This window comes from Halobaculum sp. MBLA0147 (assembly GCF_041361345.1).
Taxonomy (GTDB): Archaea; Halobacteriota; Halobacteria; order Halobacteriales; family Haloferacaceae; genus JAHENP01.
Map to the genome: position 1 here is coordinate 74,686 of NZ_JBGKAD010000003.1, position 16,801 is coordinate 91,486.

At 67.6% G+C, this 16,801-nt stretch carries 19 protein-coding genes; 8 read left to right on the forward strand and 11 right to left on the reverse strand.

Features of this window, described 5'->3' with window-relative positions; genetic code table 11:
• Window positions 1-77 precede the first annotated feature (77 nt).
• The 3 genes from RYH80_RS16780 to RYH80_RS16790 form a co-directional block, all read right to left on the reverse strand.
• Complete coding sequence (locus tag RYH80_RS16780; RefSeq protein WP_370905228.1) at window positions 78-800, reverse strand: universal stress protein; 723 nt, start codon at window positions 798-800, stop codon at window positions 78-80.
• 191 nt (window positions 801-991) lie between these two features.
• Complete coding sequence (locus RYH80_RS16785; RefSeq protein WP_370905229.1) at window positions 992-1,249, reverse strand: hypothetical protein; 258 nt, start codon at window positions 1,247-1,249, stop codon at window positions 992-994.
• Between the two features lie 97 nt (window positions 1,250-1,346).
• Window positions 1,347-1,829, reverse strand: a complete 483-nt coding sequence (locus tag RYH80_RS16790; protein ID WP_370905230.1) for a hypothetical protein — start codon at window positions 1,827-1,829, stop codon at window positions 1,347-1,349.
• Window positions 1,830-1,992: 163 nt separating this feature from the next.
• Here RYH80_RS16790 and RYH80_RS16795 point away from each other — a divergent pair, with 163 nt between their 5' ends.
• Together RYH80_RS16795 and RYH80_RS16800 are read left to right on the forward strand one after the other, a co-directional pair.
• The gene (locus RYH80_RS16795; RefSeq protein WP_370905232.1) at window positions 1,993-2,628 is read left to right on the forward strand and encodes an NUDIX hydrolase; all 636 of its coding nucleotides are present in this window, start codon (window positions 1,993-1,995) and stop codon (window positions 2,626-2,628) included.
• Window positions 2,629-2,710: 82 nt separating this feature from the next.
• Window positions 2,711-3,076: an amphi-Trp domain-containing protein gene (locus RYH80_RS16800; RefSeq protein WP_370905234.1), complete on the forward strand. Its 366-nt coding sequence runs from the start codon at window positions 2,711-2,713 to the stop codon at window positions 3,074-3,076.
• Between the two features lie 37 nt (window positions 3,077-3,113).
• On the opposite strand, the gene RYH80_RS16805 is transcribed toward RYH80_RS16800, so the two are convergent.
• The 6 genes from RYH80_RS16805 to RYH80_RS16830 form a co-directional block, all read right to left on the reverse strand.
• Window positions 3,114-3,500: a DUF7475 family protein gene (locus RYH80_RS16805; protein WP_370905235.1), complete on the reverse strand. Its 387-nt coding sequence runs from the start codon at window positions 3,498-3,500 to the stop codon at window positions 3,114-3,116.
• A 90-nt stretch (window positions 3,501-3,590) separates the two neighbouring features.
• Window positions 3,591-4,001 carry an HVO_A0114 family putative DNA-binding protein gene (locus RYH80_RS16810; RefSeq protein WP_370905236.1) on the reverse strand — a complete coding sequence of 137 codons (411 nt, stop codon included), beginning with the start codon at window positions 3,999-4,001 and terminating at the stop codon, window positions 3,591-3,593.
• Window positions 4,002-4,035: 34 nt separating this feature from the next.
• Window positions 4,036-4,338 (reverse strand): toxin-antitoxin system TumE family protein, encoded by a 303-nt coding sequence (locus RYH80_RS16815; protein ID WP_370905237.1) that lies wholly within the window; start codon window positions 4,336-4,338, stop codon window positions 4,036-4,038.
• A gap of 193 nt (window positions 4,339-4,531) precedes the next feature.
• Entirely contained in the window at window positions 4,532-6,460 is a 1,929-nt protein-coding gene (locus tag RYH80_RS16820; protein WP_370905239.1) for an ATP-dependent DNA ligase, read from the reverse strand.
• A gap of 85 nt (window positions 6,461-6,545) precedes the next feature.
• Entirely contained in the window at window positions 6,546-7,082 is a 537-nt protein-coding gene (locus RYH80_RS16825) for a hypothetical protein (protein ID WP_370905240.1), read from the reverse strand.
• Window positions 7,083-7,148: 66 nt separating this feature from the next.
• The gene (locus RYH80_RS16830) at window positions 7,149-7,673 is read right to left on the reverse strand and encodes a hypothetical protein (protein ID WP_370905241.1); all 525 of its coding nucleotides are present in this window, start codon (window positions 7,671-7,673) and stop codon (window positions 7,149-7,151) included.
• A 124-nt stretch (window positions 7,674-7,797) separates the two neighbouring features.
• Here RYH80_RS16830 and RYH80_RS16835 point away from each other — a divergent pair, with 124 nt between their 5' ends.
• Both RYH80_RS16835 and RYH80_RS16840 read left to right on the forward strand, forming a co-directional pair.
• Entirely contained in the window at window positions 7,798-8,265 is a 468-nt protein-coding gene (locus tag RYH80_RS16835) for a metal-dependent hydrolase (protein WP_370905242.1), read from the forward strand.
• 78 nt (window positions 8,266-8,343) lie between these two features.
• The gene (locus RYH80_RS16840; protein WP_370905244.1) at window positions 8,344-10,251 is read left to right on the forward strand and encodes an ABC transporter ATP-binding protein; all 1,908 of its coding nucleotides are present in this window, start codon (window positions 8,344-8,346) and stop codon (window positions 10,249-10,251) included.
• Between the two features lie 200 nt (window positions 10,252-10,451).
• Here RYH80_RS16840 and RYH80_RS16845 read toward each other — a convergent pair whose 3' ends face one another.
• Together RYH80_RS16845 and RYH80_RS16850 are read right to left on the reverse strand one after the other, a co-directional pair.
• A complete protein-coding gene (locus tag RYH80_RS16845; protein WP_370905245.1) occupies window positions 10,452-11,444 on the reverse strand; it encodes a hypothetical protein in 993 nt (330 codons plus the stop codon).
• The gene (locus RYH80_RS16850) at window positions 11,441-12,445 is read right to left on the reverse strand and encodes a S49 family peptidase (RefSeq protein ID WP_370905246.1); all 1,005 of its coding nucleotides are present in this window, start codon (window positions 12,443-12,445) and stop codon (window positions 11,441-11,443) included. Before RYH80_RS16850 ends, RYH80_RS16845 begins: the two co-directional genes overlap by 4 nt.
• Before the next feature lie 1,330 nt (window positions 12,446-13,775).
• Here RYH80_RS16850 and RYH80_RS16855 point away from each other — a divergent pair.
• From RYH80_RS16855 to RYH80_RS16870, 4 genes are all read left to right on the forward strand, one after another.
• Complete coding sequence (locus tag RYH80_RS16855; RefSeq protein ID WP_370905247.1) at window positions 13,776-14,294, forward strand: 6-pyruvoyl trahydropterin synthase family protein; 519 nt, start codon at window positions 13,776-13,778, stop codon at window positions 14,292-14,294.
• Between the two features lie 5 nt (window positions 14,295-14,299).
• Complete coding sequence (locus tag RYH80_RS16860) at window positions 14,300-15,124, forward strand: 7-carboxy-7-deazaguanine synthase QueE (protein ID WP_370905249.1); 825 nt, start codon at window positions 14,300-14,302, stop codon at window positions 15,122-15,124.
• Window positions 15,125-15,241: 117 nt separating this feature from the next.
• Entirely contained in the window at window positions 15,242-16,018 is a 777-nt protein-coding gene (gene queC / locus RYH80_RS16865; protein WP_370905251.1) for a 7-cyano-7-deazaguanine synthase QueC, read from the forward strand.
• A gap of 291 nt (window positions 16,019-16,309) precedes the next feature.
• A complete protein-coding gene (locus RYH80_RS16870; protein WP_370905253.1) occupies window positions 16,310-16,795 on the forward strand; it encodes a type IV pilin domain-containing protein in 486 nt (161 codons plus the stop codon).
• The last annotated feature ends 6 nt before the right edge of the window (window positions 16,796-16,801 follow it).

Here is a 16,801-nt window from a genome sequence, read left to right on the forward strand (position 1 = left end):
TCCCGTCCGCGAGCGGGGTCGTGACCGACGCTGCCCGCGTGGCCTCCGACACCGCTCGCTCGCCGTGTGGATCGGTGTCAGGGCTCTGCCCCCTCGACGTTCCGGACGACGAAGGCGGGGTCGTTCGTGTCGGCGGTCACCTGTGCCGGGACGGTCCCGAGGATTCGCTCGCGCAGTGACGGCTCCGTCTCGCCGAGCACGAGCACGTCGAAGTCCGCACCGAGCTCGACGATGCTGCGCCCCACGTCGTCGTCCGTGGACAGTCGACTGTCGATTCGGTCGGCGGCGACAGCGCTGTCGACGAGTCGGTCGGTCGCGTCCGCGAGGAGTTCCTCGCCGGGGCGGCGGTCGGACGACTGGGCCGTGTGGAACAGCGTGACCGACGCGTCGCTCGCAGCGAGGAGGTCGCCGACGAACGAGACGATCCGGTCGAGGTTCGCCTCCCCACGGAGTGGGACGGCGATCCGGTCGACAGAGTCGGCTCGTCCCGGCGACAGGATCACGTCACACCCCTCCTCGACCGCGACCCTGTCGACCGTCTTCTCGCGGGCCTTGCCGAACACGAGACGCGTGGTCGTCGTGATGCCGGCGCGCTCGAACGGCTGGGCGAGGGTCTCCAGTTCGGCGGTCGCGTCCGCCTCGAACTGGGCGCGTCCCGCCGACGGCGGCGTCTGTTCCGGCAACCCGTAGTGGCCGAGAACGACCACCTCCATCGTGGCGAGTGTGTCGACCAACACCGGTGGCACCGGCTCGGCGTCGGGCAGTTCGAACGGGACGAGGACGTTGTGTGTCGGACTCATAGCTGGTGTGGTGAACGGCAGCTCATCCGCCGATCCGGGGCGTTGCACCCGCCGTCGCGCCCCGTGTCGCGCGTCTCTGCCGCAGACTGCCAGTGCGGTGTCGGATACGGTACCGGACCGGGTGCAGACGGCGGTGCTACCGACCCCGTACGCTTCAACCTTCGGGCGGTCCTCGGACGCCGGTCTCGCCGTCACTCTCGACCCGGTGGCGAACGGACGGCCGCCAACACCCCGCGAAGACGGTGTGCTGCGACCGCGACGCCGAGCGCGAGGAGTCCGAGCAGACGGACGCGTCGCGTCGCGTTCGGTCGCGGGTCGAACTCCACCGCCAGGACGCGGTCGTACCCCCACGCCGCGGTCGCCAGCAGTCGATCCGGGACGAGCAGGTGTGCAAGTCCCGAGCAGATACCCACCACCGTCACGTACCGGAGCAGCGCGTCGAGTCGCACGGCGGCCTCTCGTCGCGCCAGCGGTTCCAACGTGTCGGTTCGGCGTGCCGTCCGTCTCTGCTGTACACCGAACCCCCGACCACTCTCCCACGAGCGACTAGAGCAACAACACCCCAGCGACGATCAGCGTCGTCAGCACCGCCAGCGCGTCGGCGGCCTGCTGGGTGCCCGGCCGACCGCGGACGAGGAACTCGCCCGCGTCGCGTGCCTCGCTCGGGGCGAGTGCGACGGCCAGGTCGCCCGCCGAGAGCGTGCCCCACAGCGCACACAGCATCGCCGCGACGAGCGCGGTGGTCCCCGAGACCGTCCCGGAGAGTCGGAGCGCGAGGGCGACGCCGAGGAACACCGGCGTCGGGGCGACGGCGACGAGTCGGACGAGCCACAAGGGACTCTCCTCGTCCAAGTCGGCATCGAACCGCCACAGCGGGTCGGCCGACCCCTCCCACTCCGGGAGCAGTGTCAGGCGGTAGGTGAGTCCCGCCGCTGCCGCCGGGAGCACGTGTGCGAGTTCGTGTGGCACCACGAGCACCGCCGCGGCGGTCCGCAGCGGGCCGCGGACGCGTCGTCTCGACTCGGCCATCCGTCTCCGTGTGTCCCACGGGCCGGAGCCGCAAAAACGACACCGTGCCGTCGGAGCGGTCGGGTCGTCTCTCGGACGAGAGCGACCCTCGCGGTGTGGTCTCCGCGACGACTCGACGACTCGACACCGAACAGTGAAGTGCCGAGACACTATCGTGGCGACGATGAGCGACTGGGAGTCGATGGCCGAGGAGATCGAACGCCGTACAGACCGAGTGCTCTCGGAGTTGGACGAGCGGTGGGGTGACCACGAGCGACGCGAGCCGCTCCAGTACGGTCCCAGTCCCGTCGACCCCGACGGGCCACCCGCGTCCGTCGCCGAGCAACTGGAGACGATGGCCGGGATCGCCTCCGTCTACGTCTTCTACACCGACGAGCGGCGCGAGACGGTGCTCGTCTACAACCCGGGCGGCGGGTGGGAGCCACCCGGCGGACGGATCGAACCGGACCAGACCCCCGAGGAGACGGCCCGCGCCGAGGCCCGCGAGGAGACCGGCGCCGAAATCGAACTCACCGAGTTGGTGTACACACGACGGGTCGAGTACACCTGGGCGAGCGGACACAGCGTCGCGTTGCCGCTCGCGCAGTTCGCAGGACACCGCACGGACGGCCGTCTCCAGGTCGAACGCGAGGGGAACACACACCCGGCGGTCTCGCGCGCCCACCCCGGACTCTCCCGTGGCACGGGGCTGTTCGACGCCGAGACACTGCCGGAGTTACGGCGTGACACCGAGCGGGTGGCGTCGCTGTTGAACGAGCCGCCCGAGTGGAACCCGGACGGCGACCACTCCTCCGTCTGATCGTCGGTCTCGTGTGTTCGCCACGATCCGAGGGCTCGCCAACGTCGAAACGGGTTTGCGCTCGCACCGCGTACCGTCGCCCATGTCGGAGACCGACACCGAGGTCGAGACCGAGACGACGGGCGAGACAGACGCCGAAGAGACACACGGAGCGGCCGAGTCGGACGAGGAGACGGACCTCACACTGATCCGCGCCGGGCGGGAGTTCGAGCGCGAGTACCGGGTCGACGCGAGCGGTGCTGGGGAGTTCCTGGTCGCACTCGGCGAACAGCTCCGCGACGACGAGGAAGTGACCATCACCGACGAGGAGGAGGGGTGGGAACTCCCGTTCGCCTTCGGCGACCCGGTCGAGTTGGAGGTCGACTTCGACGGCGTCGGCGACCCGGAACTGGAGATCGAGGTCCAGATCCCCGGGCGGACGGACGAGGAGCCCCCGAGCGTCGAGTGAGACGGGCCACCACCGACACGACCCGGTCACCGATCCGTCACTCTCGCTGGAGTAACACGATCAGGACGGCGATCAACACGACCTGCGCGAGTTTGTCGACCGCGCCGAGCGTCCCGACGTCGCCCGGGAACGACTTCTCTCCGCCGGCGAAGTTGAACAGGTACCAGAGGACGATCTGCCCGGCGGTGAACGGGACCCCGAGCCGGTAGAGGAGCCCACGCCGGTAGTTCGCGGCGACGCCGACGGCGGCCGCGACGAACACCACGCCCGCGAAGAGGAACGAGATCCCGAGTGGGCTGGGTGCGAAGCTCACACCCAGCCAGAGGTGGACCGCACCGCTGACGACCGCGGCGACGATGCCGACGTAGTGGAGCGGTTCCAGCGACGCCGTGTCCGACGTCCCAGACTCGGTGGCAGTGCTCATACGTCCAGCAGGCACGGGAGTCACTTGAGTATCGGGGCAGCGGCGACGAGCGACCCACTGGGGTCGCTAGTCGACGGGACGCTCTACGACCTACACACCAGTTTGTCGTCGTCCGGGGTCGCTCGTCACACCGAGGCCGAGATCGATCTGGATGTCGTCGTACGGGACGACCGGCCGCTTCGATCGGCCGTCGGAGTCGTACTCGATCACGTCGTACTCTTCGAGTCGATCGAGGTTCCGCGACACGTCTCTGATGTCTCTGTCGATGAGTCGAGCCGCCTCCCGTATGCTCGCCGGGTCCTCGCGGGCGATCGTTCGGAGGAGGTCGATCGCACGCGGCGAGAACACACGTCCGAGTTCGTCCGTACTCTCGAACGTGATCCGACGCGGACCCTCCTCGACCGGAGGTTCGTCCTCGAGTGCCCGTTCGAACGCCGTCTGTGCGCGCTCCTCGACGTCCTCGATCGTCCCGACTGTCACGACGAGTGTTCGTTGTGTCATGGTGATCTCCCGTCTGGCACCGACGGGCCGAGCCTCACACTCGACCGACATCCGGAATCTCCCTGAAGAAGCGGTCGAGAACCGCCTCGTATCCCGGAAACTCGTAGTCCTCGTCCAATCCCGCTCCGGTGTGTCGCTCGTGGTGTCCGTGCGAGTTGTCGTACCTGACGACAGTCTCGCCGTCCCGAGTCCCGTAGTGGAGCAGGTACTTCACTCCGTCTGGGAACTTCTCGGACTCGGTGACCGACAGCACGCGTACCCTGACCACCGTCCGGTCGGTCGGGTAGTACGTCTCGTCTTCGACCACGTCGACGCCGTCCGCCGGTACCGTCGACACTCGATGGGATTCGTCCCAACGACGAGAGTGTTGTGGCACGTCCCATCGGAACACTTGACCGTGTACAGCACCGACGCGACGATACTCTTCACCCTCTCTGTTCTCTCCCTCTTCTCGCGCTCTTCACCCTCTCTGTTCTCTCCCCGTCCCCGCCGCTCCCGTCGGGGGTGTCCTCGAGCGTGTCCCCACCGCCTCACTGTTCGTCGTACAGCGACTCGACGCGGGCGACGGTGTCGGCGTCGCTCGGGTCCAGATCCCCGCGGACGCCGAGGAACCGCGGGAACCGCAGGGCGTAGCCGGAGGCGTACTCCGGACTCGACTGGATCTCCTCGTACTCCACCTCCAGCACCACCTCGGGCTGGAGGTCCACGTCGCGGCCGTCGCGGGACACGACCAACTCCTCCAGTCGCTCCGTGAGCCGTTCCAGTTCCTCGTCGGTGTAGCCCGTCGAGAGCCGGCCGACCTCATGGAACGACTCCGCGTCGGGGTCGTACGCCCCGAGGAAGAGCCGGCCCAGCAGTTCCGAGCGCCGACCCTCGCTGTACGTCGCACGTGTGACGACCAGATCCAGCGGCTCCATCACGGGCTTGTGTTTGAGCATCTGGCCGACGCGACGCCCCGGCTGGTAGCTCGCCGCGAGGTTCTTCACCATCACACCCTCGTGGCCCGCCTCAACCGCCGCGCGGTAGAACGACCGCGCCGCCGCCTCGTCGCTCGGTACGCACCACGCGGCCCGCCTGAGCGTCGGGTGCTCGTCGTCACCCGGAGCGGCGTCGCTGGGTAGTGTCTCGTCACTCACCGCCGCCTCGTCGTCCGGCGTCACACGCCCGTCGCGGTCGCCAGGTGCGAGGTCCCTCGTCCCCACGGGCTCGTCGGTGGGGTCGGGAAACGCGACGGTCTCGTCGAGCAGGTCCAACCGTTCGCGCAGCGGCGCGTCGAGCAGCGTCTCCTCGTCGGCCACCAGACAGTCAAAGAGGTGACAGACGGCGGGAATCTCTGCCGCGAGCCCCGCCACATCCTCCTCCTGGCGGATACGTCGCGAGAACTCTTGGAACGGGACCGGCGCGCCGCTCTCGGGGTCGTAGCCGACCAACTCCCCGTCGAGGAGGGCCCGGTCCGTCGTGACCCGTCCGCGGAGCGCGGCGACGACTTCCGGGAACTGCTCGGTCACGTCGACGAGCCGGCGCGTGAACAGCCACACGTCGTCGCCGTCGACGTGGGCTTGCACGCGGACGCCGTCGTACTTCACCTCCGCGAGCACCCGTCCAGCCCACGGCGACGTCTCGTCGGTGGACTCCGACACCTCCGTCCCCGTTCGTCCCTCCGATACGGTGGCCGTTCTATCGTCACCACGTGCCACGTTCGCCAGCCCGGCGGCGAGCCCCTCGGCCTTCTGCGCGAGCATCGACTCGACCGGCCGGCCGAGCCGCACGTCCAACTCGCGGAGCCCGTCGATCCCGCGGTCCCGAGCGGTCGCCGCCACCTCGCGGTAGTCGTTCGTCACCTGGAACGCGGCCTCGACCGCGTCGACCGCGGGCTGTGTCGCGGTCGGCGTCCCCGGTGCGGGCTCGCCGTCGGCGTCGAGGAACGCCTCGGCGACGGCGTCGCGGATCGTCCCGTCGCCGACACCGACGCGCATGTACCCCAACACGGTGCGGACGAGGTACCGCGCCTCCTCGGGGTCGGCGTCGGCGAGCAACCCGGCGACCGTCTCGACGCGCTTCGACTCGCTCCCGGCACCCTTGAGGTCGGCGAGTGCCCGGATCTGCTCGTGGACGCCGGCGACCGTGAGCGTCTCCGAGACCAGCGTCGTCTGTGGACTCTCGCCGACGGCCCACTCCGCCGCGGCCCCCAGGTCGCCACGGTCGCGCCACTCCGTCTCCAGCGCGTCGCCGTCCACGCCGGTCGCCCGGACGATGGCCTCGCGCGTCAACGACGACGAGACACCCAACTCCACCTGCTCCCACCGCGGCGCGACCTTCCCGCGGACCATCGTCACGACGAGCGGGAGGTGGTCGGCGTCGGCCGTCCGGAACAACTCCGCCAGCGTCTCGACGAGCGTCTCGTCGGCGTCGGCCGCCTCCAGCCGGCGACAGTACTCCGCGAGCGTGGCGTACTCCATCGGACCACCGTACGGGCGGGACGCACTTAGCCGGTGGCGTCGGACCGACTGGCGATCGAACGCACCCAGCGTGACCGCCGCTCCGTCACTCCGGCGGTGTCGGCGTCGCGGTCTCCGCGAACTCCACGTCGACCGTCTGCGGCGGACGCTCGACGGCCGGCGAGAGCGTCCAGACGCCGGTGGTGACGGCAGCGTCCGCGTCCGCGAGTGACTCCGGGGCCGTCGCGAAGACGGCGCGTTCGACCGCTACCCGGAGCGTCTCCGTGTCCGTGCCCGACCACGTCGGCCCGGCCGGGGGAACCCGCATCGACACCGGTGCGTCCACGGGTGCTCGGTGTTGGATCACGACGTGGAACTGGTCGCCTCCGGGATTCCGGAGTCTGTCGGCGACGGTTCCCGTCGCGTCGGGACCGAGCAGCTTCGGTGCCTCGTCACCCACCGCTCGGGCGTAGACGGTCGCGTCGCCGTCGGACTCGAGTCCACCGTCGATCCACCGCTCTCGTGCCGGGTGGACCGACTGTGTCGCGCCCTCGACGGACAGCCGCGGCGTCGTGTTGAGACACCCCGCCGTCGCGGCCAGCGTGGCGGCACCGACACCGCCGAGGAAAGCTCTGCGTCTCACACCCGCACTCCGTCGGGCAGATACGAGTAGCTTCCGCACTCCTCTGGTGAGAAGGGGTCGCCCCGGTCACTCGCCGTCGAACCGGAGTCGCACCTCGTCCGGGAGGTCGTCGAAACCCGGTTCCAGCGTCCAGACGCCGGTCGCGACTGCGGACTCGGGTACCTCGTCGTCGGCGAAGGAGTCACCACCCCACGGGTCGTGGGTCACCGGGACGACCAGTTCGTCTCGGCCGTCCCACTCCGGATCGTCCCCGTGTGTGGGTACGACGCTCCGTGGCTCTCTCGGGTCGGTCTGGTGTTCCACGACGAGGTGGAACTGTTCCGCGACGCCGGCGTTCCGGAGCGTGTCGGCGATCCCGGTGTCTGCGTCCGCTCCGATCCACTCGGGCGCTCGATCCGGGACCAGCGTCGCGAACGTCTCCCGGTCGCCGCTCGGGTCGAGGCCGCCGTCGATCCACTGCTCGTCGCCCGGGTGGATCGTCGACGTTCCCCGTGACACGCGTACCGTCGGGCGACCGATGCCGACACATCCCGCGAGGAGACCGCTGCCGACCGCCGTGCCGAGACGGGTGAGGAGGGCTCTGCGTCGCACGGCAGTCGATTCGGTCGACGGAAGCGAGTAGTTTGTGGTCGAAGAGGCGGTCCACACGGACAGTCCGTGGCCGACCCGGTCGACAGCACGGCCAAGTACACGCGGCGCCTACGAGACTCCGTCCGTGTTGTTTCCGACCCACCTCCTGGCCGCCGCGCTGTTGGACCGTGTCACCCGACTCTCCCCGTGGTGGCTGGTCGTCGGCGCGGCCGTGCCCGACCTGCTCGACAAACCGCTCGCGTCGCTGGGCGTGTTCGAGCTGTTCCACACAGTCGGCCACTCTGCACTCGTCGCGGTGCCGGTCGCACTCGCGCTGGCGACGCGGGGGGCGCGTAGCCGCGCGGTCGCAGTCGGGTGGCTCTCGCACCTCGCACTCGACACGCTCCACGTCGTGGTCAACGGCCGCCCGACGGACGCTTACTCGTTGGCGTGGCCACTCACTCGACCGCCGACGCCGCTGGGTATCCCACCGGGAGAGTTCTTCTGGTACTACCTCGGCTCGCCGTCGTTCGTCCTCGAGGTCGGGATCTGGCTGGTCGGTACCGCCGTCCTCTGGCGACGCTTCGACTCGCCGACGAGCACGTCGCAGTGATCGGCGACACGAGTATCGCTGCCGACGAAAAAGAGAAATTTTATTACCCTCGTTCGAGACGACTGGGTTCCGCAGCGCATGTCTCGCGAGGACCCTCCACCACTGTCGGACGCGTTCGACCGTCACTCGGACACCACGCGGCCGCTGTTCGCCCTCGGTCGCTCCCTGACCGATCGGACACTGCTCGTCGCGACCGCGGCAGTCGTGACCGTGTGTTGGCGGCTCGCGAACCTCGTGCCGCCGTATCTGCTGGGCGTCGGGATCGACGCCTTCGTGGGTCCGGCCGACGAGGACCTCGCCGTCGCACTCCTCCCACAGTCGGTCGTCCCGGAGGAGCGAGCGGGCCAGTACCTCCTCTTGGTGGGTCTGTTCGGCACGGTCGTCGTCACGCGCGTCGTGGCCGACGTGGCACGCCACCTGTCGTGGCGGTGGCTCCAACAGTCCGTCCTCCACGACCTACGCGTGGCGGCGTACGACGCCGTCCAACGGCTCGATCTCGCAGTCTTCGAGACCGAGCGTACCGGCGACGTGATGAGCGTGTTGAACAACGACGTGAACCGACTCCAGACGTTCCTGAACGACGGCGCACAGCAGATCCTCCAGACCGCCTCCTTCTTCCTGGTCACGCTGGCGATCATGCTCGGACTCCACTGGCAACTGACGCTCGTGCTCGTCGGATTCGTTCCGGTGATGCTCGGGCTCGTCTACGGCTACAAGCGACTGATCGAGCCGTGGTACGACGACAGGCGTGCCGCCGTCGGTCGACTGAACGCACACCTCCAGACGGTCGTCGGCGGCATCCAGACGGTCAAGGCGTCCACCAACGAGTCACAGGAGCGTGAGCGACTCGCGACCAACTCGCGACGGTTCTGGCGTGCAGACTGGAACGCGGCGAAACTCACGGCGGTGTTCTTCCCCGGCCGAGAACTCGTCTCCTCGCTCGTGATGCTGACGACGATCACCGTCGGTGGCTGGTGGGTCGTCGTCGGACCGCCGTTGATCTTCACGAGACCCCTCTCGCCCGGGACGTTCGTCACCTTCTACTTCTTCGGACAGATGTTCGTCAGTCAGTCGTCGCGACTCGGCGACATCACGGACACGTACACGGACGCGGCAGCCTCTGCGAAGCGGGTGTTCGGACTGCTCGACTACCCAGTGTCCGTGACCGACGACCCGGACGCGGTGACGCTCGACGACGTGCGTGGTGAGATCGTCTTCGACGGCGTGACCTTCATCTACCCGGGCGAGTCGGAGCCGGCGGTCGAGGACGTGACCGTCGACATCGACGCGAACGACTACGTCGGTCTCGTCGGCCCGACCGGTGCCGGGAAGTCGACGCTGTTGAAGCTCCTCTTGCGGTTCTACGAGCCCGAGGCGGGCCGGATCTCACTCGACGGGATCGACGTGAGCGAGATCACACTCGACAGTCTCAGAGGGGCCGTCGGCTACGTCGGTCAGGACGCGACCATCATGAGTGCGACCGTCAGAGAGAACGTCGCGTACGGCCACGACGAGGCGGTGTCCGACGAAGCGGTGCGACGGGCGGCCGAACGCGCGAACGCACACCGGTTCGTCACGGAGCTCGAGGACGGCTACGAGACGGAGGTGGGCGAACGCGGGACACGACTCTCCGGCGGCCAACGACAGCGCATCGCCATCGCACGGGCGATCCTCAGTGATCCCGACGTGCTGCTCCTCTACGAGGCGACGAGCCACGTCGACAACCGGACCGAACTCCTGATTCAGGAGGGGCTCTCGGAGTTGACCGCCGACCGGACGACCGTCGCGGTCGCACACCGACTCTCCACGATCCGTGACGCCGACGAGATCGTCGTGTTCGACGACGGCCGGATTGTCGAACGTGGCGACCACGAGACACTGGTCAAGCGAGACGGACTGTACGCCGAGTTGTGGCAGGTCCACACCGGGGAACGGACTTCGGTGCCCGAACTGGCGTCGACTCCGGGTGGTACCTCTCGGGAGTGACACGGCCGATCACTCGGGCAGCCACCCGGTGTCGGTGCTTCGGATTTCGAGGGTGCGTCCCGTAGTGGTCTCGGACCGACCGGTGTCTCGAAGTCGGTCGGTCCACACCGACCGGTCGAGGAGAGCGCCGTACAGTCCGTCTGCTGTCGATCGCTTCGAAGAAGAGTTTGTGGGGTCGTCTGTCGTCTCTCTGCTCCGACTCAGCGGCGCGGGGGACCGCGACGCCCCTCGCCGTCGGCGTCTTTCACCGGTGCGTTCTCGTCGATCTTCTCGCCGGAGACGAGGTAGTCGGCGACGTTGCCGATCAGCACCTCGTTGTCGGCGACGTACGCGTCGTCCGGCTGCAGGAACGTCGCGTCGCCGATCACGGAGACGTTGCCGTTCGTCGCCGCCACCGGGTACCGTCCGCTGCGGCGGTTGGACTCGATCGTCACCTCGCCGGCCGTGCGGACGGCGACCGTCGCGTCGCCACCCACCGCGACCGGGACGGCGTCGTCCATCACCACGCGGTCGACACCCTCACCGAGAGCGCCGCCGGCACCGGTCGTCGCGATCCGGGAGTAGTGACGCCCGTCGGCCGAGATGTTGAACAACTCGCTCGGACCGGTCGAGACGCCGTACTCCGAGGTGACGCCCGTCGCGCTCGAACTAGCCTGTGAGGCACCACCGAAGCCGAAGGCAGCACCGAGAATGCCCCCGACTCCACCGGTACTGGTAGGATCCATCATCACCATCATCCGCCCACCGTTGTCGGTGAAGTTACGGAGCCCCCGGCGCTGACTCGCCGAGAACCGCGACCGTGGGTTCACGGTGACGAAGGCGTCCGCCTTCGACAGCGACGTGTTTAGGTCAACGCGCGGGTCGGCACGCGGGTCGAAGAATCGAACCGTGTGCCCGTTGGCGACGAGCGTGTCAACAAGCGGTGCGATCTCACTCCGCTCGACGTCGTTCTCGTGGCCCACGTCGAAGACGATCGTCTTCGGCTCCGCGTCGGCGGACATCTCGATCTGCCCGCTCTCCGGGCCGGGTTCGATCAGTGCGTTGTCCGGCTCGTACTGCGAGGTGTCCAACTCCGCCGGCTGCTCGGGCGTGCCGGTCGACTGACCCTGTACCATCGGGAGGACGGCTGCCGCGCCGACCACCACGACCACGATGGCCACCGTCAGACCGGCGGCCTTGAGTGTATCACTCATGCGTCGACACCTCCGAGTGCGGGGGCCCCGTCACGCGCAGACGGGGCCGCCTCGTCGGACTCCGAGTCGCTGTCGTCGCTCGCCGCCGCAGTCCCGGCACCGTCGTACTCGCTGGCGACGATGGTCGGGACGCGTTCGGGAGCCAACGCGTAGTACTGCGTCTGCGTCGTGCGGAGCGTCTGCCCGTCCTTCACGACGACCTGTGTCCCCTCGCTGGTCTGGAGGAGGAAGAACCCGCCGAAGGGGTTCGTGTCCTTCCGGACGACTTCGTACGAGTCGAGCCCGGCCTGATCTGCGACCCAGGCGGTCGCGTCGCGGGTGTCGCCGAGTTCGTCGGCGAAGCCGTTCTCCACGGCCCGCGATCCGAGGTATGTGTGTGCCATCTCGACTTCCGACCGGTCGACCTGGATCGTGGTCCCGCCGTGGTCGGAGTTCGGCCCGCGCTCCTTCAGGACGCTCGCGACGAACGTCCCCTGGAGTTCCTCGACGGTCCGTCGCGTAGTCTCGTCGCGGTTCTGAGCCTTGTCCGGGCTACTGCGGACGATGGAACTCGGAGCCGCGATGTCCTTCGAGGTGAACACGCCGACGCTCCCGACGATCGCCGAGGGTTGGGTGAAGATCCGGTCTGCGGCGATGGAGCCGTAGTAGCCGCCCGAGGCCGCCTGTGCTTTGATCGCGACGGCAACCGGCAGTTCGTTGCTAGTGTGTTTCACCGCCTTGTACAGTCGTTCGGAGGCGGTCACACCGCCACCGGGGCTGTTCATCTCGATTACGACGCCTCTGATCGACTCGTTCGTCCGTGCCTCGCGGAGGGAGTCGACCGCCTCGTCGACCTGCGTCCCCCTGATGCCACCGTCGTAGGTGAGCACCATGACGCGGTCGGGTTCGGCGGGTTGGGTCGCCTGGAAGGCGACCGGAGCGAGGACTGCACTCGCGAGGAGCCCGACTACGACTGCGAGGACGTAGACGGACCCTCCCGAACTCGGTGTTGAGCGTGACATTCGTACGAGACGAGCGTAACGCCCGGAATAAACCTTGTGTAGCTGAAACGCGACCGTTAGTTACACCGTCACACGGTCACCGTGTGGACGTCGAGCCGCGACTCGACACGTATCGTCACTCGTGGACCGCGTGAACCGACTCGCCGCAACCCGTCGCTCACGGCGGTGGGCACTTCACCGTCCAGCAGGAGCACTCTCTGTTCGGTTCGCCCGGCGCGGCGACGTGGACCGTGGCGTCGTCCGGAACCCGCGAACACTCCACACGGTGGAGCATCCCGTCGTCTCCGTACGCGTACATTTGCGAGAAGATTCCGTCTCTAGGATTATAGAATCACTGGCTGTGTGGGCGGGTTGTGACTCTCTGTTGGGTGAACGTCCGGTCAGTTTCGATCTCTCGACCGCACGCTGGAGACCGGGAGACGTGAGTGGATGTCGACCGCCGAGACTAGACGACCCGAGTTGACCTCCTCCCACGGTTTCAGCCGTGGGATTCCACACGCGGTGGGCATCCCGGTGATGCCACACCCAGTGGCAAATTTCCCCTCACAGGTACTCCGGTTTGCGGGACTCTGGGTTGGCCCCCTCTGGGGTCTGGCGTGTTCGCCCTCACGGGCCGTATCCACTCCCAGCGACCGTAGTCCCCGGGTATGCACCGGGCCGCGGGCCAGGCCATCGACCCGACGCACCGCCACGCGGTGTGGCGGTGCGTCCCAAGCCGGCGTAGGGTCGCTTTTTGATTGCCCTCGCGGGCCGCGTGGACGCCCTCGCGGGAACGGTATGGTAGCCTCTCGTCCGGCGGGCAGACCCCAACCCAACTGCCAGCGTTTCGCCGTCTTGCGTACCCTTTCGTAGAAGGTCTAGAATACTAAGTCTTGGGAGATGTAGGCGACAACCGACAGTGGAACGGTCAGTTGTGGTGTCGCTCACACCCACCGCTGAAGCGGTGGGCTTCCGCTCGCTCGATGTCACCACCGACCGAATCGCCGGACTTCGGTAGCTCTCGCGACGTTCCGACTCACCTGTCGTCGCCAGTCGGTGGCTCACTGGAGGGCAATCAGCGTGGTCGCGGCGAAGAAGGCCAGCATCACGACGGTGATGATCGCGACGATGGCGTCCGACTCTGTCATCCGAACTCGTGTGGACGAAAGTGCCGGACGTGTATATGGGTAGCGGCCACAGAGCGGCGCGACCGACCGGATCGATGGGGTTCGACCGTCTCACTCGACGCCGCGACGGTGGCTCGACACGTTCTCACGCCGGTGAGGACACGCGACTCTCGCGTCGCGACGACGACCGTGTGAGTGAAGTAGTGCCCAGAGAATACCGCAGTGTGAACGAGAGAATACAGTCACCCGAGGGTGACCCCGACTCGGACGCGGGTGCCACCGGGAGTGACGAGGAGACGCCGAACGCCGACCTCCGAGCGACGGCCGGGGCGCGGACGCTCACTGTCGGGGGACAGCGCCCCGTACGGATCAGTTCGGGGCACCGAATCCGACACCACGACGGGAAGTGTTCCCGACCACACGGCCACAACTACGAGGTGTTCGTCCGGCTCCGTGGCGAACTGACCGACGACGGGTGGGTTGCAGACAAGGGGACGGTCACGGAGGTGATCGACGAGTGGGACCACCGGTTCCTCCTCGAACGCGGCGACCCGCTGATCGAGGCGTTCGCCGAGAGTGGCGACGAGGAGGCCGTCGTCGTGCTCGAAGCGCCCCCCACCGCCGAGGTCATGAGCGCCGTCCTCGAACGGAAGATCGCCGAGCGGGTCCCGGACACGGTCTCGGAGGTCGCCGTCACCGTCCGCGAGACGCACGAACTCGGCGCCGCCGGCTCGCTGGAGTGATCACCGTGCCGGTTAACGACGACGCCGAGACGGTCACCGATCCGGCCAGTGTGGGAGCCACTACCGACGCGTCCGGTGCAGATCCGGCCGCCGACGAGACACCGGCGGGACCGGCACTCCCGATCAACGAGTTGTTCCACTCGCTGCAGGGCGAGGGGAAGCTGGCGGGCGTGCCGACCGTCTTCGTCCGGACGAGCGGCTGTAACCTCCGGTGTTGGTTCTGTGACTCCTACCACACGTCGTGGGAGCCGACACACGCGACGATGGCGGTCGACGAGATCGTCGCCGAAGTCGAGAGCCACGACGCCGAGCACGTCGTCGTCACCGGCGGGGAGCCGATGATCCACGACGACGTCGAGGTGTTGCTCGCGCGACTCGACGACGCGGGCTACCACACCACCGTCGAGACGAACGGGACGATCCACCGCGACGTGGCGATCGACCTGGCGAGCGTGAGTCCGAAGCTCGCCTCCTCGACACCGACCGCCGACCGCGACCCGAAGGGTGACGGGGAGTGGGCGGAGCGGCACGAGCGCGAGCGGATCGACCTCGACGCGCTCGCTCGGCTCGTCGAGGAGTACGAGAGCCAACTGAAGTTCGTCGTCACGGGACCGGACGACCTCCCGGAGATCGAGCGACTCGTGGAGCGTGTCCGCGAGCGGGCGAGCGTCCCCGTTCCGGACTCGGAGGTGCTGTTGATGCCGGAGGGAACGACCCGCGAGGAACTCGACGAGACGCGCCGGATCGTCGCGGAGTTGGCGGCCGAGCACGGCTACCGCTACACACCTCGCATCCACGTCGACGTGTGGAACGACGCACCGGGGACGTGACGAGTCGCAGACGCACCGCCTCTACACCACCGAACCGGATCGACACGACCGACGGGGTACCGACACGACCGACGAGGCACCGACACGACCGACTGACGAGACACACCGACACCACAGATGCACACCGACGACACGAGCGACACGACGGACCAGACAGCCGACGACAGTCCCGCCACGACCGAGGCGACGGACTCGGTAGCCGACGACAGCCCCGGTGCGGTCGTCTTGGTCTCCGGCGGGATGGACAGCGCGACGGCGGCCTACGAGGCACGCGAGCGGGGGTACGACCTCTACTTCCTGCACACCTCCTACGGACAGGAGACGGAGACGACGGAACTCGCCTGTGCGGAGGCGTTGGCCGAGGAGCTGGACGTGGCAGACTTCCTCCACGTGGAGACGAGTCACCTCTCGCGGATCGGCGCGTCGAGTCTAACGGACGACGGGATCGAGATCGGTGACGCAGACTTGGACGACGACGAGATTCCGGACTCGTACGTCCCGTTCAGGAACGCCAACCTCCTCTCGATGGCCGTCTCCTACGCCGAGGCGAACGACTGCGAGGCGGTGTTCGTGGGTGCCCACAGCGAGGACTACTCCGGCTACCCAGACTGTCGCCCGGAGTTCTTCGAGGCGTTCCAGACGGTCGTCGACGTGGGGACGAAACCGGACACCGAGATCGCCGTCGAGGCGCCGTTCACGGACTGGAGTAAGACGGACATCGCCGCCCGCGGCGACGAACTCGGCGTGCCCTACGAGATCACGTGGAGCTGTTACCGCGACCACGAGCCGGCCTGTGGCACCTGTGACGCCTGCGCGTACCGGCTGAAGTCGTTCCAGGAGAACGACCTCCGGGACCCGATCGAGTACGCCGAACGGCCGACGTACGCCGACTGAGACTCGTTCCCGACTCGGGAGGGGGCGCGTCTCGTCTCGTGGCGCCTGTGCACCCGACACGGAGGATCCGTACCACCCGGTAGGCGGAGCGTACGGTTCGGCCACCGCTTGTCACACCGACTCACACCGCCACACGCCACGTATTCGAGACTGATACGCGTAGCCCCAAGCTTATATACGGTCGCGACCGAGTACGGTGTGTAAACCGGCTGTAGGGGGGCACACAGATCGGGTGTCGTGTGGGAAGCGGCACGCGGGTGCGGTCCACCCGCCGCGTTTGCAGACACAATCATGAAACTCGACAACCTGTTCACAGACGACGACCGTGCAGTCAGCCCCGTCATCGGGGTCGTCCTGATGGTGGCCATCACGGTCATCCTCGCGGCCGTCATCGGCTCGTTCGTACTGAACCTCAGCAACCAGACTAACCAGGCCGCGCCGCAGGCTTCGCTGGACGCGGAATTGAACAGTAGTGCGGATGCAAACTTCACCCTTTCACACAACGGCGGTGAAACCCTTGCCAGCAGCGAGACACGAATTGTCGTTCAGAGTGGAGGTGATTCGGTGACCATTGAGGAGGACCTCCCAAGTAACACTGAGTTCAGTGCCGGTGATTCACTGGAGTTTGACCTGGGTAACAGCGAAGCTTCGGGATTGGGTTGGGGAGGTTCTTTCGAACTCACTGAGGCTGGCACTATAAGCAGTTTCGGTGATGAGGTCACAATCAGGGTCATCGACACGACTTCACAACAAGTGGTGGCCTCTATCGAGTTGTAGGAGGGT

What these genes read in the sequence shown, in the direction of transcription:
- RYH80_RS16780 (WP_370905228.1), bottom strand. Translation starts at nt 800, where the DNA reads ATGAGTCCGACACACAACGTCCTCGTCCCGTTCGAACTGCCCGACGCC.
- RYH80_RS16850 (WP_370905246.1), bottom strand. Translation starts at nt 12,445, where the DNA reads ATGTCACGCTCAACACCGAGTTCGGGAGGGTCCGTCTACGTCCTCGCA.
- queC (WP_370905251.1), top strand. Translation starts at nt 15,242, where the DNA reads ATGCACACCGACGACACGAGCGACACGACGGACCAGACAGCCGACGAC.
- RYH80_RS16790 (WP_370905230.1), bottom strand. Translation starts at nt 1,829, where the DNA reads ATGGCCGAGTCGAGACGACGCGTCCGCGGCCCGCTGCGGACCGCCGCG.
- RYH80_RS16840 (WP_370905244.1), top strand. Translation starts at nt 8,344, where the DNA reads ATGTCTCGCGAGGACCCTCCACCACTGTCGGACGCGTTCGACCGTCAC.
- RYH80_RS16845 (WP_370905245.1), bottom strand. Translation starts at nt 11,444, where the DNA reads ATGAGTGATACACTCAAGGCCGCCGGTCTGACGGTGGCCATCGTGGTC.
- RYH80_RS16870 (WP_370905253.1), top strand. Translation starts at nt 16,310, where the DNA reads ATGAAACTCGACAACCTGTTCACAGACGACGACCGTGCAGTCAGCCCC.
- RYH80_RS16800 (WP_370905234.1), top strand. Translation starts at nt 2,711, where the DNA reads ATGTCGGAGACCGACACCGAGGTCGAGACCGAGACGACGGGCGAGACA.
- RYH80_RS16810 (WP_370905236.1), bottom strand. Translation starts at nt 4,001, where the DNA reads ATGACACAACGAACACTCGTCGTGACAGTCGGGACGATCGAGGACGTC.
- RYH80_RS16805 (WP_370905235.1), bottom strand. Translation starts at nt 3,500, where the DNA reads ATGAGCACTGCCACCGAGTCTGGGACGTCGGACACGGCGTCGCTGGAA.
- RYH80_RS16795 (WP_370905232.1), top strand. Translation starts at nt 1,993, where the DNA reads ATGAGCGACTGGGAGTCGATGGCCGAGGAGATCGAACGCCGTACAGAC.
- RYH80_RS16820 (WP_370905239.1), bottom strand. Translation starts at nt 6,460, where the DNA reads ATGGAGTACGCCACGCTCGCGGAGTACTGTCGCCGGCTGGAGGCGGCC.